The organism is Streptomyces sp. NPDC088812 (assembly GCF_044750285.1).
Taxonomy (GTDB): domain Bacteria; phylum Actinomycetota; class Actinomycetes; order Streptomycetales; family Streptomycetaceae; genus Streptomyces.
The window spans coordinates 293526-308661 of the sequence record NZ_JBIVJP010000007.1 but is presented as its reverse complement, the minus strand read 5'-3'; the positions used below and the strand labels follow the sequence as shown (position 1 = coordinate 308661).

The window sequence follows — 15136 nt, the reverse complement described above, 5'->3', positions numbered from 1 at the left end:
CGTCCGTCCGGGGCGGCAGCCCGCGCGGGGCGCCGGACGGGGGCCCGGGTCCTGCTCGGGTGGCGTGGGGTCTCACTCCCGCTTCGGCCTGCCGCCTCGGCGTCCCGCTTCGGCCTGCCGCCTCGGCGTCCCGCTTCGGCCTGCCGCTTCGGCGTCCCGCTTCGGCCTGCCGCTTCGGCGTCCCGCTTCGGCCTGCCGCCTCGGCCGGTCCCGCCGGGTCGGCCGTACGACCCGGGCCCGGCGCCCCGTCCGTCCGGGGCGGCAGCCCGCGCGGGGCGCCGGACGGGGGCCCGGGTCCTGCTCGGGTGGCGTGGGGTCTCACTCCCGCTTCGGCCTGCCGCTTCGGCCTCCCGCCTCGGCCTCCCGCCTCGGCGTCCCGCTTCGGCCTGCCGCCTCGGCCTCCCGCCTCGGTCGGCCCCGCTGGTCAGGAGCCGCGGGCTCGGGCAGCGGCCGAGGGGGTGCCCTTCTGGCACCGCGCTGCGGGCTGTGGCCGGGGGTGCCCTTCTGGCACCGCGCCGCGGGCTGTGGCCGAGGGGCCCGTCGGGTACCGCGCCGCGGCGGTGGGGCCCGCTGCCGGTACCCGCTAGCCTTTCAGCCCCAGCAGCGGTTCCCAGCAGGCGGTAGACAGATGGATTTCCCCCCGGCGGACTTCCCGGCGGACCACTTCGCGGACTTCCCGGCACAGGCGCACCCCCCGTCGCACGGCGGATGGCCCGGCAACGAGCTGGAGGAGGTGCTCTCGGCCTCCCTCGGCGTGCCGGAGGCCGGCGGGCGGATCGTGGAGGTGCTCGGCCGCAGCTTCGTGTGGATCCCGCTGCCCAGTGGCGGCGGCCCGCACAGCGGCCCCCTCGACCTGCCCACGCTGGAACTCGACGGCCAGGCCTTCGTGCCCGTCTTCAGCTCGGAGGAGCAGTTCCGCCAGGTCGTCGGCTCGCACATGTCGTACACGATCGCGCCGGCCGTCGAGTTCGCCCGCGGGCTGCCGCCGCAGGTGGGCATCGCGCTGAACCCGGACGGCGTCGTCGGCATGCCGTTGCCCCCGCCGGCCGTGGCCGAGCTGTGCCGCGTGGTGCGCACCCCGCTGGACGGCCCGTCGAGCGGGGGCCGGGTCCGCCTCTTCGAGCCCGACTGGCAGGACGACCCCGTCGACTTCCTCACCGCGGCCTCGGCCGAGTTCGAGGCGACCGGCGTCGTCCTCACGGCCCGCCGCTGCCTCGCCGCCATCGAGACGGCCGACCCGGTCATGTTCGTCGGCGTGGAACTCTCCGTGTGGGAGGGCGACCTGAGGGCGGTGCCCCTGGAGGCCCTCGGCCGGGCCCTGGGCGCAGTCCCCCCGAAGTGGCCGGTCAACCTAGTCCTCCTCGACGTGACGGAGGACCCGGTGGGCCGGTGGATGAAGGAACGGGTCCGCCCCTTCTACACCAGGGCCGGGTGACAGCCCGTCCGGGCACCCCCGCGACCGCCGGCGACGAACAACCCACCCCTCGGTGGGCGTCCGTTGTCGGCGGAGCCGCCTAAGCTGGTCTCCGACGCGGGGCAACCGAGAGAAGGGGCGGTACAGGTGAGCGCCAGCGGCATCGCGGCCGGGCAGGTCGAGCACATGCTGCGCCAGGTCACGCCCGGGCGCTACGACGCCTACGAGGCGCTCCTGCGCGCGCTCGCGACACCGACCACCGGCCAGGTCTGGATGCTGCTGTGGCAGGGACAGGCCGGCTCCCCCGACGCCCAGTACGGCACCATGGAGGTCGAGGGCCACGGCTACGCCCCCTGCGTCACCTCCGCCCAGGAGCTCTCCGCCAGCGGCTGGAACAGGTCGTACGAGGTCGTCGACGGCCTGGACGTGGCGCGCACGCTCTACCCGGACCACCACGGCCTCTGGCTGAACCCGCACGCCCCGGGCGGCGGCGTCGGCATCCCCTGGCTCGATCTGCGGCGGATCGCCACCGGCCTGGAGCGCCAGCCGGCCGGACCCCTGCGGCTGTCCGAACCCGCCATCGAGATCCCGCAGTTCTACGCCCTCCTGGCCCAGAACGCCCACCGCACCCCCGCCCTGCGCTCGCTGCGCCGCGCCTGGGTGCAGCCCGCGCTGGGCGCGCCCTACCTCGCCCTGGGCCTCGACGTGTACGACACCTCCCCGCCGGCGGTGGACGCGGTGCGGGCGATGATGCAGCAGTCGATCGGCGCCGTGCCGGAGGGGCTGCCGGTGTCGACGGTCGCCATGAGCGACGACTACGACCCGGTCGTGATGTGGATGCGCGCCCACTCCCGTCCGTTCTACGACCGTGAGGCCCACGCCCCGGCGGCCCCCGCCCAGGCCCCGGCCACCGGATACGGCTACCCGGGCCCGCGCCCCTACTGACCGTCACCCCCCGTGTCCGACCGGCGGGTCGGGCCCGCCCCGGAGCCGGTCGCGGTAGTACCTCCTCCGGGCCGTGGCCACACGGGATCATCCGATGACCCGCCCGTTTCGCGTAGTTCGCCGTCCCTGTCGCGACGGCGTCGCCGACCGGACGTCCGTCACGTTGAGTGGTCCGTCAACTCGTGTGTGTCGCACTGATGTTGGGTCCTTGCCTCTCCGGAAGGCGGCGCGCCGCGTTCGGATAACGGATTCCCCATGTCGGCATCACGGTTATGCATACTTTCGTCGACAGATCTGGCGCGTGATCACGAACGCGTTGAAGACTCGCCTCTCAGACGCGAGGCCGTGTCGATCCTGTGAAGGCACACCCGTCCGGGGATCGGCTGGGCAGTTGAGCCGTACCACCTGCGGCCGCCGCGCAGCACGCAAGCGAATCACAGCGCCGACAGCGGCGGTATGAAGGCCGGTCACCGCCGGCGAGAAGGGGCAGGGCACTTGTGACGGCACCGATCGACACCACCGGATCGCAGGCCGAGGCCCAACCCGAGGCCGTGCCGGCGGGCGCCGGGTCCCGGCAGATCGAGGGCCGCTCCCTCGGACAGATCGCCTGGACCCGCTTCAAGCGGGACAAGGCGGCGGTGGCCGGCGGCGTCATCGTCGTGCTGCTGATCCTGACGGCCGCCCTGTCGCGCCCGCTCCAGGCGCTGCTGGGCCTCGACCCCAACGCCTTCCACCAGGACCTGATCGACCCCAACACCACCCTTCCCCAGGGGGACTTCGGTGGCATGAGCTGGGACCATCCGCTCGGTGTGGAGCCCAAGTTCGGGCGCGACATCCTCGCCCGCATCCTCGAGGGCTCCTGGGTCTCCCTCGTCGTCGCCTTCGGTGCGACGATCCTGTCCAACGTGATCGGCACCGTCCTCGGCCTCGTCGCCGGCTTCTACGGCGGACGCGTCGACTCCGTCATCAGCCGTCTCATGGACACCTTCCTCGCCTTCCCGCTGCTGCTGTTCGCCATCGCCATCTCGGCGACGCTCCAGGGCGGCGCGTTCGGGCTCGAGGGCCTTCCGCTGCACATCCTCGTGCTGATCTTCGTCATCGGCTTCTTCAACTGGCCGTACATGGGCCGCATCGTGCGCGGCCAGACGCTGGCGCTGCGCGAGCGGGAGTTCGTGGACGCCTCCCGGGGCATGGGCGCCGGCGGGCCGTACATCCTGTTCAAGGAGCTGCTGCCCAACCTGGTGGCGCCGATCATCGTCTACTCGACGCTGCTGATCCCCACCAACATCCTCTTCGAGGCCTCACTGAGTTTCCTCGGCGTCGGCATCCAGCCCCCGCAGGCCTCGTGGGGCGGCATGCTCAACCAGGCCGTCGACTTCTTCCAGGTCGATCCGCAGTACATGATCGTCCCCGGTCTCGCCATCTTCATCACCGTGCTGGCCTTCAACCTCCTCGGTGACGGCCTCCGGGACGCACTCGATCCCCGCAGCCGCTGACGTCTGCGGTCGCGGACGGTGTCCGCGTCCATTCCAAGTGTCCACCTACGAAGGGGAATGCGACCAACATGCGAAGGTCAGCATTGGCCGTAGTCGCGGCCATCAGCAGCGCTGGGCTGCTCCTGGCAGGCTGCAGCAAGGCCGACGACGGCAGCGGTGACAACAGTGGCAACAAGGCCGCCGCCGACGCCGCAACCAAGGGGGTCGTGAACGCCTCGACGGAGAAGGGCGGCACGGTCACCTACGCGATGTCCGACGTCCCGGACTCGTTCGACCCGGGCAACACGTACTACGCGTACATGTACAACTTCAGCCGGCTCTACGCGCGTCCGCTGCTCACCTTCAACCCGGCTCCGGGCGAGAAGGGCAACGAGGTCGTGCCCGACCTGGCGGAGTCCAAGGGTGTGTCGTCCGACGGCGGCAAGACCTGGACGTACAAGATCCGCCAGGGCGTGAAGTACCAGGACGGCACGGAGATCACCTCGGCCGACGTCAAGTACGCGGTGGAGCGCTCCAACTTCGCCCGTGACGTGCTCTCCCTCGGCCCGAACTACTTCGCCACGTACCTCGCGGGCGGCGACAGCTACAAGGGCCCGTACAAGGACAAGAGCGCGAAGGGCCTGGCGTCCATCGAGACGCCGGACAAGTACACGATCACCTTCAAGCTCAAGCAAGCGTTCATGGACTTCGACTACCTGGTCACCACGCCGCAGACGGCCCCCGTGCCGCAGGCGAAGGACACCGGTATCGACTACGTCAAGAACATCGTCTCCTCCGGCTCGTACAAGTTCGCCAGCTACGAGGAGGGCAAGTCGGCCACCCTGGTCCGCAACGACCAGTGGGACGCCAAGACCGACCCGCTGCGCAAGCAGTACCCGGACAAGATCGTGGTCAACCTGAAGGTCAACCAGGCCACCATCGACCAGGACCTGATCGACGGCACCACCACCGTCGACCTCGCGGGCCGCGGTGTGGACACCCAGACCCAGGCCAAGCTGTTCGCCGACGCGGACCTCAAGGCCAACACCGACAACACCTACGGCAGCCGGCTCGTCTACGCGGCGCTGAACACCCAGGTCGCGCCGTTCGACAAGGTCGAGTGCCGCAGGGCCGTGCAGTACGCCATCGACAAGGTGGCCGTGCAGACCGCGCAGGGCGGCCCGGTCCGCGGTGACATCGCCTCGACCGTCCTCCCGACGGACGTCACCGGCTACCAGAAGTACGACACCTACGCCACCGCCGGCAACAAGGGCGACGCGACCAAGGCCAAGGAGCAGCTGAAGGCCTGCGGCCAGGAGAAGGGCTTCAAGACCTACATCTCCGCGCGCAGCGACCGCCAGCAGGAGGTCGACGCGGCCACCGCGATCATCGACTCGCTGAAGAAGGTCGGCATCAACGCCGAGCTGAAGCAGTACCCGTCCGGCAAGTACTTCACGGACTACGCGGGTGTCCCGGCGTTCGCCAAGAAGCAGGGCATCGGCATCATCATGATGCAGTGGGGTGCCGACTGGCCGACCGGCTACGGCTACCTGAACCAGATCCTCAACGGCAAGGCGATCAGCTCGTCCGGCAACACGAACCTCTCCGCGTACAACAACGCCGAGGTCAACAAGCTGCTCGACGGGGCCATCCTGAACCCGGACGAGGCGGCGCGCAACGCCGCCTACACCGCGGTCGACAAGAAGGCGATGGACGACGCCGTGATCGTGCCGCTGACCTACTTCAAGGTCCTGCTGTACCGCTCGCCGTACGCCACCAACGTGGTCTCGTCGGCCGCCTGGAGCGGTCAGTACGACGCCCTGAACCTCGGTACGACCAAGAAGTAGCGCGCAGCAGAAGCCCTGGAAGGCAGGTGAAGGCATTGGCGCCCGCGGGCCGGACGGTCCGCGGGCGCCGGCGCCGGTCCCCGTGATCTCGTACATCATCCGCCGGACGATCGCGGCAGTGATCCTGCTGCTGGTCGTCACCGCGGTCACCTTCGGCATCTTCTTCCTGCTGCCGAGACTGGCCGGGCAGAGCCCCGACCAACTGGCCGCGCAGTACATCGGAAAGAACCCCTCGCCGGAGGACATCCTGGCGGTCAAGCAGAACCTCGGGCTCGACCAGCCGGTCTACGAGCAGTACTTCGAGTTCATCAAGGGGATCGTCTCCGGCGCCACCTACAACCTCGGCCCCACCACGGCCGACTGCGGGGTGCCCTGCTTCGGCTACTCCTTCAAGAACCACGTCGAGGTCTGGCCGCAGCTGGTCGACCGGCTGCCGGTGACCGTCTCGCTGGCCGCGGGCGCCGCCGTGCTGTGGCTGGTCTCGGGTGTGGCCGCCGGTGTCGTCTCGGCGCTCAGGCCGGGTTCGTTCTTCGACCGGACCGCGATGGGCGTGGCGCTCGCCGGTGTGTCGCTCCCCATGTTCTTCACCGGCCAGCTGGCCCTGCTCGTCTTCAGCTACGAGCTGGGCATCTTCGGGCGGACCTATGTGCCGTTCACCGAGAACCCGTCGCAGTGGGCCAACACCCTGTTCCTGCCGTGGTGCTCGCTGGCACTGCTGTACTCCGCCGTCTACGCGCGGCTCACCCGGTCCGGCATGCTCGAGACCATGAGCGAGGACTTCATCCGCACGGCCCGGGCCAAGGGCCTGGGCGAGCGCAAGGTCGTCTTCAAGCACGGCCTGCGGGCCGCGCTCACCCCGATCGTCACGGTCTTCGGCATGGACATCGGCCTGCTGCTCGGCGGCGCCGTGATCACCGAGTCCGTTTTCTCCCTGCCCGGTATCGGCCAGTACGCTGTGGCCGCCATCACCGACAACGACCTGCCGCCGATCCTGGGCGTCACCCTGCTGGCCGCCTTCTTCGTCGTGCTCTGCAACCTGGTGGTGGACGTGCTGTACGCCACCGTCGACCCGCGGGTGAGGCTCTCGTGACCGACGTTTCCAAGACCGGGGCCGCCGTGGGCGAGCCCGTGCGCGCCGAGGGCGCCGACCGCGCGTTCCTGGACGTGCGCGATCTGAAGGTGCACTTCCCGACCGACGACGGCCTGGTCAAGTCCGTCGACGGGCTCAGCTTCCAGCTGGAGAAGGGCAGGACCCTCGGCATCGTCGGCGAGTCCGGCTCCGGAAAGTCCGTCACCTCGCTCGCCGTCATGGGCCTGCACCGCCTCGGCAACCGGGGCAAGAACGTGCGGATGTCCGGCGAGATCTGGCTCGACGGCAAGGAACTCGTCTCGGCGAGCCCCGACGAGGTGCGCCGGCTGCGGGGCCGCGACATGGCGATGATCTTCCAGGACCCGCTGTCGGCGATGCACCCGTACTACACGGTGGGCAGCCAGATCGTGGAGGCGTACCGCGTCCACCACGACGTCGACAAGAAGACCGCCCGCAGGCGCGCCGTCGAACTCCTCGACCGCGTCGGCATCCCCGAGCCGCACAAGCGCGTCGACAGCTATCCGCACGAGTTCTCCGGCGGTATGCGCCAGCGCGCGATGATCGCGATGGCGCTGGTCAACAACCCGCAGCTGCTGATCGCGGACGAGCCCACCACGGCGCTCGACGTGACCGTCCAGGCGCAGATCCTCGACCTCATCCGGGACCTCCAGAAGGAGTTCGGCTCCGCGGTCGTCATCATCACGCACGACCTCGGCGTGGTCGCCGAGATCGCCGACGACATCCTCGTGATGTACGGCGGACGCTGTGTGGAACGCGGACCGGTCGACCAGATCTTCGAGGAACCCAAGCACCCCTACACCTGGGGCCTGCTCGGCTCGATGCCGCGCATCGACCGTGACCAGACCGACCGGCTCATCCCGGTCAAGGGCCAGCCGCCCAGCCTCATCAACGTCCCCCCGGGCTGCGCGTTCCACCCGCGCTGCCCGTACGCCGACGTCCCCAAGGGCGGGATCACCCGCACCGAACGGCCCGAGCTGCACGAGGTCGGCAGCAGGCACTTCACCGCGTGCCACCTCTCGCCCGAGGACCGTACGCGGATCTGGACCGAAGAGATTGCGCCGAATCTGTGAGCGAGACTGAGACCCGGGCCGCCGTGCCGGCCCCGCGGACCGACGACGAGAAACCGCTGCTCAAGGTCGAGGGCCTGGTCAAGCACTTTCCCATCAAGAAGGGCCTGCTCCAGCGGCAGGTCGGGGCGGTCAGGGCCGTCGACGGCATCGACTTCGAGGTGCGCAGGGGAGAGACCCTCGGTGTCGTCGGGGAGTCCGGCTGCGGCAAGTCGACCATGGGCCGGCTCGTCACGCGGCTGATCGAGCCCACCGGCGGGTCGGTCGAGTTCGACGGGACCGACATCACGCACCTCGGCACCAAGGGCCTGCGCCCGCTCCGCCGGGACGTGCAGATGATCTTCCAGGACCCGTACGGCTCGCTGAACCCCCGGCACACCATCGGCACCATCGTCTCGGCGCCGTTCCGGCTCCAGGGCGTCGAGCCGGAGGGCGGGGTCAAGAAGGAGGTCCAGCGCCTGCTCGGGCTGGTGGGCCTCAGCCCCGAGCACTACAACCGCTACCCGCACGAGTTCTCCGGCGGTCAGCGCCAGCGCGTCGGCATCGCCCGCGCCCTCGCGCTCAACCCGAAGCTGGTCGTCGCGGACGAGCCGGTGTCCGCGCTGGACGTGTCGATCCAGGCGCAGGTGGTGAACCTGCTGGACGATCTCCAGCAGGAGCTCGGCCTCACATACGTGATCATCGCGCACGACCTGTCGGTGGTCCGGCACGTCTCCGACCGGATCGCGGTGATGTACCTCGGCAAGATCGTGGAGCTCGCCGACCGCGACCTGCTGTACCGCACGCCGATGCACCCCTACACCAAGGCGCTGATGTCGGCGGTGCCCATCCCGGACCCCAAGCGCCGCAACGCCAAGAGCGAGCGGATCCTGCTCCGGGGTGACGTGCCCTCGCCGATCTCGCCGCCCAGCGGCTGCCGCTTCCATACGCGCTGCTGGAAGGCGACGGAGATCTGCCGGACCACCGAGCCCAGGCTGGTGGAGCTGCGGCCCGGCCAGCAGGTCGCCTGCCACCACCCGGAGAACTTCGCGGACCAGGCCCCGCAGGACACCGTCCTGCTGACGGCCGCGAAGGAGGCGGCGGAGCTGGTGGCCGACGAGGTGCTCGCGCAGTCGGCGGAGACGTCGGCGGCGGTGGCCTCACTGACGGAGGAGGCGGCCGGGGAGGGCCTGGAGGAGGCAGCCGGGGCCGGTTCGGAGGAGGCGGCCGGGGCCGGTTCGCAGGAGGCGGCCGGGGAGGGCCCGGAGGAGGGGTCTCCCGCCCCGTCGCCCACCACTAAGGACTCTCCCTCCAAGGAGAAATAAGCAGCGCAGTGCCGAGCCCCCGCCTTGCAATGTAAGGCGGGGGCTCATTGCTGGGCGAGAATAGAAGGGTGCTCCAGCAAATCTTCAGCCCCTCCGTCCAGCACACGCTCGACCTGATCGGCATCTTCGTCTTCGCGATCTCCGGCGCCCTGCTGGCCGTCCGCAAGAACTTCGACGTCTTCGGCATCGCCGTGCTCGCCGAGGTCACCGCACTGGGCGGCGGGCTGTTCCGTGACCTGGTCATCGGGGCCGTACCGCCCGCTGCCTTCACGGATCTGGGGTACTTCCTCACGCCGCTGCTCGCCGCCCTCCTCGTCGTCTTCCTGCACCCGCACGTGGAGCGCATCCAGACCGGCGTGAACGTCTTCGACGCCGCCGGCCTCGGCCTCTTCTGCGTCACGGGCACGACGAAGGCGTACGACTTCGGCCTGGGCCTCACCGCGTCGGCCGCCCTGGGGCTGGCCACCGCGGTCGGCGGCGGTGTGCTGCGTGACGTCCTCGCCAACGAAGTGCCGTCCCTGCTGCGCTGGGACCGCGACCTGTACGCGGTCCCGGCGATCGTGGGCGCCACCATGGTGGTGCTCTGCATCCGCTACGACGCCCTGACCCCGCTGGCCAGCGGGGTGGCCGCGGCCACCGCCTTCGTGCTCCGGCTGCTCGCGATGCGGTTCCACTGGCGAGCGCCGCGCGCGTGGAACCGCCGCTCGACGGTGCGCGAGGAGTAGGTGCGGTCCTGGTACCGCCTGGAAAGCTACCGCTTAGTAATTGCTTGCTGTACCGTTTCCGCCATGTCTGAAGCAGTCACGGCCCCCGCCGCCGTCGGGGACAGCGAGTTCGACCGCGACACCGCCGTCACCCTCCGCGCACCCGGCCTCTACGACACCGATCTCTCGGCCGGCTGGACGATCTTCGGCGCCGTCAACGGCGGCTACCTGCTCGCCGTCGTGGCCCGCGCCCTGGCGGACACCCTGCCGCACCACGACCCGTTCACCGTCTCCGCGCACTACCTCAGCGCCTCCCGCCCCGGCCCGGCGGTCGTCCGCACCGAGACGGTCCGCACCGGCCGCACCCTCTCCACCGGCCAGGCGTCGCTCCTCCAGTACGACGAGCAGGGCCGCGAGGTCGAACGCATCCGCGTCCTCGCCACCTACGGCGACCTCGACGCCCTCCCCGACGACGTCCGCACCTCCGCGAAGCCCCCCGCCGTCCCGCCGATCGGCCAGTGCCTCGGCCCCGCGGACGGGCCCGCCCCCGCTCCCGGTGCCGACCAGCAGCCCATCGCCGAGCGGCTGATGCTCAAGCTCGACCCGTCGACCGTGGGCTGGGCGCTCGGGCAGCCGTCCGGCAAGGGCGAGGTGCGGGCCTGGTTCGGGCTGGCGGACGGCCGCGACGCCGACCCCCTCTCGCTGCTCCTCGCCGTGGACGCCCTGCCGCCCACCGCGTTCGACCTCGGCATCGCCGGCTGGGTGCCCACGGTCGAACTCACCGTCCACGTCCGCTCCCGTCCGGCTCCGGGCCCCGTGCGCGTCTCCATCACCACCCGCAACCTCGCCGGCGGCTTCCTGGAGGAGGACGCCGAGGTGTGGGACAGCGAGGACCGGCTGGTGGCGCAGTCACGCCAGTTGGCCCGGGTCGGGCTGGGCTGAGGGGCCCGCGCGCCCCGTCGGCCAACTGCCGCGGACGGCCGTCTCCGTCACGGAGCTGTACCGGTGCACCGACCGCCGGTCGTGGTGAACTCCCAGGTCAGAGCGGTTCCTTGGGGCGTGCTTTGCCCGATTGACAGGAGGGGAACAGGAGGACCCCAACAAAGCCTTATGCGCCGTTGGTTGAGTACCGCACCTCAGGAATTTCTTATCCTCCATGGAGCTGATTCTCATGAAGCGTGTACTCGGGTCGGTGCGTCTCGTCCCCGCGGTGGCCCTCCTGGCGCTCTCGCCGCTCGCCCTGGCGGCCTGCGGTTCGAGCGACTCGTCCTCCACGGACAGCGGCAGCTCCGGTCAGCAGGAGTGTCAGGCGCCCTCCGGGATGCCGAGCGGGATGCCATCGGGCATGCCGTCCGGGATGCCGAGCGGTGCCGCGTCAGGTGTGCCGACGGGTTCGCCCAGCGGCATGCCGACGGGCATGCCCTCGGGCATGCCGAGCGGCGGGCCCGGTCAGGGCGGTGGTCCCGGTGGCGGCCAGGGCGGCTGTGGCGGGCCGGGCGGCGGCCAGGCGCAGCAGAGCCAGCAGGCGCAGCAGAGTCAGTCGGCGCAGTAGGACCGGCGGGCGCGGCGGCGTCGACGGCAGGGCCCGTCGGCAGGCCTGCGGCAAGCCGTGGCGGTCGACGCGGGAGGGCGGCGCACTCGGGGTGAGTGTGCCGCCCTCCCGCGTGTGCCGGACCGCCCGGCTCAGCCGAGCCAGTGGTGGCGGCCGACGGTGATGAGCCGCAACCGCCGTGTCGCGAGCCGGGCGACCCGCTCACGGGCTCCCGCGGAGGCCTCGTCACCGGCCGCCGCCTCCTGGACCTCCAGGAACAGGGAGGCCGTGATGAGCATCTGGTCGACGTAGAGGTGCGCGAGCATCAGCAGGTCGTCGTCGCTCCAGCCCTCCGCCTCGTCGTCCTCGGCCAGCTCGGCCTTCACCTCCTCGGCGAACCGGCCCAGTTGCTCCCGTATCGCCTCGCGGACCGGCTGGACCCCGCCGTGTCGCTCACGGGCGATGAAACGGACATGGGCGGGGTACGCGTGAACATGACGGGCGATCAACTCGACAGCGCGCGTGATGCGTTCGTCGCTGGAGTCGGCGGCGGTCACGGTGGTGCGGATCAGCGGGTGCAGGCTGCCCAGCGCCTCCTCGACCAGGGCCACGCCCAGGTCCGCCGTGGAGCGGAAGTGCCGGTAGAAGGCGGTCGGGGCCACCCCGACCGCGCGGGTGACCTCACGCAGGCCCAGGCTGCTGAGGCTCTGCTCCTCCAGCAGCGCCAGCGCCGCGTCCAGGAGCGCCTGACGCGTCTTCTGCTTCTGTGCCTGACGAATGCCGAGCGTGTGACTCATGTCATTTAGTTAACAACTGTTACCTGTCATTGCAAAGCAGTGGGGCGGGCTAGACTGGGTAGTCAGTGAACAACTGTACCCACAACTGTTCACCGACCGTCCACGGAGGGGGATCCGATCCCGTGCTGTTCCTCGTCGTCGCACTCCTGCTGCTCGGCGTCGTCCTGGGCACCGTCGCCCACGCGCCGCTCGGGTTCAGCCTGGCCGCCGCCGCCGTGATCGCCGCCTGGCTCGGCGTCTTCGCGCTCCGCGAGCGCCACGGCCGCCGTCGTCACACCTCGACCCACTGACCGGAAGGAGCGGAACGACCATGCACCTCACCGCACCCGCCACGCGCCGCACGGGCATCCGGGACACCGACGGCATGGCCGTCGCGTCCTTCGTCCTCGGCCTCGTGGGCCTCCTGGTCCTCAACGTCTTCCTCGGGCCCATAGCCATCGTCCTGGCCTCGGTGGCGCTGTGGCGCGGCACCGAGCGCCGCGGCCGCGCCCTGCTGGGCCTCGCCCTCGGGGTCGCCGACCTGGTGGTCCTCGCCGCGTTCATACAGGCGGACTCGACGATCTCGTGGAGCTTCTGACGGACGGCCCGGGCCGCGGCCCGCACCGCCACTCCCACAGCCGTCCGCGCAGGGCGCGCCGCCGTTCCTGAGGCCGTCCGTGTGGGGGTGTGCCGCCGTGGCCGTCCGGGCCGGGTGCGGGGCGGGTGCGGGGTCCGGCTTCGGTCAGGCGTGCCGCCGCCTCCGAGGCCGTCTGTGCAGGGCGCGCCGCCGTTCCTGAGGCCGTTTACGCAGGGTGTGCCGCCGTGCCAGTGGCCGTCCGGGCCGGGTGCGGGGCGGGCGCGGAGTCCGGCTTCGCCCGGGTGTGCCGCCGCCCTGCGGCCGTCCACGCCGGGGATGCCGCGCGCTCGCCGTGCGACCCCGTCCCGCCGCCCCGGAGGCGGCCGCCCGAGACGCGCGGACGGCGCGCCGTAGAATCGCCTCACCATGGCTTACCTCGACCACGCCGCGACCACCCCGATGCTCCCGGAGGCGGCAGAGGCACTGACCGCCCACCTGGGCCTCACCGGCAATGCCTCCTCCCTCCACGCGGCCGGCCGCCAGGCCCGCCGCACGGTCGAGGAAGCACGCGAGACCCTCGCGGAAGCGCTCGGCGCCCGCCCCAGCGAGGTCGTCTTCACCTCCGGCGGCACCGAGGCCGACAACCTCGCCGTCAAGGGCCTGTACTGGTCCCGCCGGGACGCCGACCCGGCGCGCACCCGGGTCCTCGCCAGCCCCGTCGAACACCACGCCGTCCTCGACGCCGTGCACTGGCTGGGCGAGCACGAGGGCGCGACGGTCGAGTACCTGCCCGTCGACGCGTACGGCCGGGTCCACCCGGACACGCTCCGCGAGGCGATCGCCCGCAACCCCGCCGACGTGGCCCTGGCCACGGTCATGTGGGCGAACAACGAGATCGGCACGCTCATGCCGGTCCGCGAACTCGCCCGGGTGGCCGCCGAGTTCGACGTCCCCCTGCACGCCGACGCGGTGCAGGCGTTCGGCCAGGTCCCCGTCGACTTCGCCGACTCCGGCCTCGCCGCGATGACCGTCTCCGGCCACAAGATCGGCGGTCCCTACGGCATCGGCGCCCTCCTCCTCGGCCGCGACCGCACCCCCGTGCCCGTCCTGCACGGCGGAGGCCAGGAACGGCACGTCCGCTCCGGCACCCTCGACGTCCCCGCGATCGCCTCCTTCGCCGTCGCCGGACGTCTCGCCGCCGAGCGGCGCGAGTGGTTCGCCCGCGAGATCGGCGCCCTGCGCGACGCCCTGGTCACCGCGGTCCGTACGGCGGTCCCGGACGCCCTCCTGGGCGGCGACCCGGCACCGGAGGGCCGCCTCCCGGCCAACGCCCACTTCACCTTCCCCGGCTGCGAGGGCGACTCCCTGCTGCTGCTCCTGGACGCCCAGGGCATCGAGTGCTCCACGGGCTCCGCGTGCACCGCCGGCGTCGCCCAGCCCAGCCATGTCCTGCTCGCCACCGGCACCGACCCGGACCTGGCCCGCGGCACCCTCCGCTTCTCCCTCGGCCACACCTCCACCGAAGCCGACGTCGAAGCCGTCGCCAAGGTCATCGGCCCGGCCGTCGAACGGGCACGCGCCGCAGGACTCATGTAGGGCCCGGCCCGGACCCGCTCCCCGCGCGGTGGCGGCGCCCCGGGGCCCCGCCACCCCGGCCACGGCTCCGCCACCCCGGGGCCCCGCCACCCCGGTCACGGCCCCGCCACCCCGGCCGCGGGTCACGCGGACGCCGTGCGCGCCTCCCGCACCAGCCGCAGATACCGGTCCCAGTCCCAGTGCTCGCCCGGGTCGGTGTGGTCCGTCCCCGGCACCTCCACGTGCCCGATGATGTGCTCACGGTCTACGGGTATGCCGTACCGGCGGCAGATCCCGGCCGTCAGGCGCGCCGACGCCGTGTACATGGCGTCGGTGAAGTCCTGCGGCCGGTCCACGAAGCCCTCGTGTTCGATGCCGATGCTCCGCTCGTTGTACGCGCGGTTGCCCGCGTGGTACGCCACGTCCAGCTCGCGGATCATCTGCGCCACGCGCCCGTCCTGGCCGACGATGTAGTGCGCGGCCGCCTGGTGCTCCGGATCCTGGAACGCCCGCACCGCGCTCGCGTAGTCGCCCTGCGTGACATGGACGACCACCGTGTCGATGCCGTAGTCGTCCGGCCGGTCCGCCCAGCGGAAGTTGGCCTCCGACGCGGCCACCCAGCGCGCGCCCCGGAAGTCGACCGCGCCCTCCACCCGCGGCTTCTCCACCCCCGGCACCCGCCACCACAGCCGCGCCAGCTCGTCCCGCGCCAGCACCGCCGACCCCACGGCCGCCGCCGCCCCGCCGACCAGCAGCGCCCGCCGCCCGAGCCGCCGGTCCGCGTCCTTGTCCCGCACCCCCATACGCCCG

General features: G+C 71.6%; 15 protein-coding genes. 12 read left to right on the top strand and 3 right to left on the bottom strand.

Going from position 1 to position 15136, the window contains the following annotated elements; all coding sequences use genetic code 11:
* Window positions 1–628: 628 nt before the first annotated feature.
* From ACIP67_RS15305 to ACIP67_RS15265, 9 genes are all read left to right on the top strand, one after another.
* The gene (locus ACIP67_RS15305; RefSeq protein ID WP_401692011.1) at window positions 629–1435 is read left to right on the top strand and encodes an enhanced serine sensitivity protein SseB; all 807 of its coding nucleotides are present in this window, start codon (window positions 629–631) and stop codon (window positions 1433–1435) included.
* A 126-nt stretch (window positions 1436–1561) separates the two neighbouring features.
* Window positions 1562–2359 (top strand): enhanced serine sensitivity protein SseB C-terminal domain-containing protein, encoded by a 798-nt coding sequence (locus ACIP67_RS15300; RefSeq protein WP_401692009.1) that lies wholly within the window; start codon window positions 1562–1564, stop codon window positions 2357–2359.
* A gap of 497 nt (window positions 2360–2856) precedes the next feature.
* Entirely contained in the window at window positions 2857–3855 is a 999-nt protein-coding gene (locus tag ACIP67_RS15295; protein ID WP_401692006.1) for an ABC transporter permease, read from the top strand.
* A gap of 68 nt (window positions 3856–3923) precedes the next feature.
* On the top strand, window positions 3924–5681 hold the full coding sequence (locus ACIP67_RS15290; protein WP_401692003.1) for an ABC transporter substrate-binding protein: 1758 nt from the start codon (window positions 3924–3926) through the stop codon (window positions 5679–5681).
* A gap of 82 nt (window positions 5682–5763) precedes the next feature.
* Entirely contained in the window at window positions 5764–6771 is a 1008-nt protein-coding gene (locus ACIP67_RS15285; protein ID WP_401692001.1) for an ABC transporter permease, read from the top strand.
* Entirely contained in the window at window positions 6768–7862 is a 1095-nt protein-coding gene (locus ACIP67_RS15280) for an ABC transporter ATP-binding protein (protein WP_401691999.1), read from the top strand. Before ACIP67_RS15285 ends, ACIP67_RS15280 begins: the two co-directional genes overlap by 4 nt.
* The gene (locus ACIP67_RS15275; RefSeq protein ID WP_401691997.1) at window positions 7859–9163 is read left to right on the top strand and encodes an ABC transporter ATP-binding protein; all 1305 of its coding nucleotides are present in this window, start codon (window positions 7859–7861) and stop codon (window positions 9161–9163) included. The genes ACIP67_RS15280 and ACIP67_RS15275 overlap by 4 nt, the downstream gene beginning before the upstream one ends.
* Before the next feature lie 68 nt (window positions 9164–9231).
* Window positions 9232–9888, top strand: a complete 657-nt coding sequence (locus ACIP67_RS15270) for a trimeric intracellular cation channel family protein (RefSeq protein ID WP_389520448.1) — start codon at window positions 9232–9234, stop codon at window positions 9886–9888.
* A gap of 63 nt (window positions 9889–9951) precedes the next feature.
* A complete protein-coding gene (locus ACIP67_RS15265; RefSeq protein WP_401691994.1) occupies window positions 9952–10809 on the top strand; it encodes a thioesterase family protein in 858 nt (285 codons plus the stop codon).
* A 363-nt stretch (window positions 10810–11172) separates the two neighbouring features.
* On the opposite strand, the gene ACIP67_RS15260 is transcribed toward ACIP67_RS15265, so the two are convergent.
* Together ACIP67_RS15260 and ACIP67_RS15255 are read right to left on the bottom strand one after the other, a co-directional pair.
* Entirely contained in the window at window positions 11173–11298 is a 126-nt protein-coding gene (locus ACIP67_RS15260) for a hypothetical protein (RefSeq protein ID WP_401691992.1), read from the bottom strand.
* A gap of 252 nt (window positions 11299–11550) precedes the next feature.
* Window positions 11551–12195, bottom strand: coding sequence for a TetR family transcriptional regulator (locus tag ACIP67_RS15255; protein WP_401691989.1), 645 nt, complete (start codon window positions 12193–12195; stop codon window positions 11551–11553).
* Between the two features lie 65 nt (window positions 12196–12260).
* Between ACIP67_RS15255 and ACIP67_RS15250 the strand changes: the two genes are divergently transcribed.
* The 3 genes from ACIP67_RS15250 (at window position 12261) to ACIP67_RS15240 (ending at window position 14347) form a co-directional block, all read left to right on the top strand.
* Entirely contained in the window at window positions 12261–12485 is a 225-nt protein-coding gene (locus ACIP67_RS15250; RefSeq protein ID WP_401692147.1) for a hypothetical protein, read from the top strand.
* Window positions 12486–12505: 20 nt separating this feature from the next.
* Window positions 12506–12772, top strand: a complete 267-nt coding sequence (locus ACIP67_RS15245) for a DUF4190 domain-containing protein (protein ID WP_385068615.1) — start codon at window positions 12506–12508, stop codon at window positions 12770–12772.
* A gap of 405 nt (window positions 12773–13177) precedes the next feature.
* Window positions 13178–14347, top strand: a complete 1170-nt coding sequence (locus ACIP67_RS15240; protein ID WP_401691986.1) for a cysteine desulfurase family protein — start codon at window positions 13178–13180, stop codon at window positions 14345–14347.
* Between the two features lie 122 nt (window positions 14348–14469).
* Here the strand turns inward: ACIP67_RS15240 and ACIP67_RS15235 are convergent, their stop codons facing one another.
* Window positions 14470–15129, bottom strand: coding sequence for an N-acetylmuramoyl-L-alanine amidase (locus ACIP67_RS15235; protein WP_401692143.1), 660 nt, complete (start codon window positions 15127–15129; stop codon window positions 14470–14472).
* Window positions 15130–15136 lie beyond the last annotated feature (7 nt).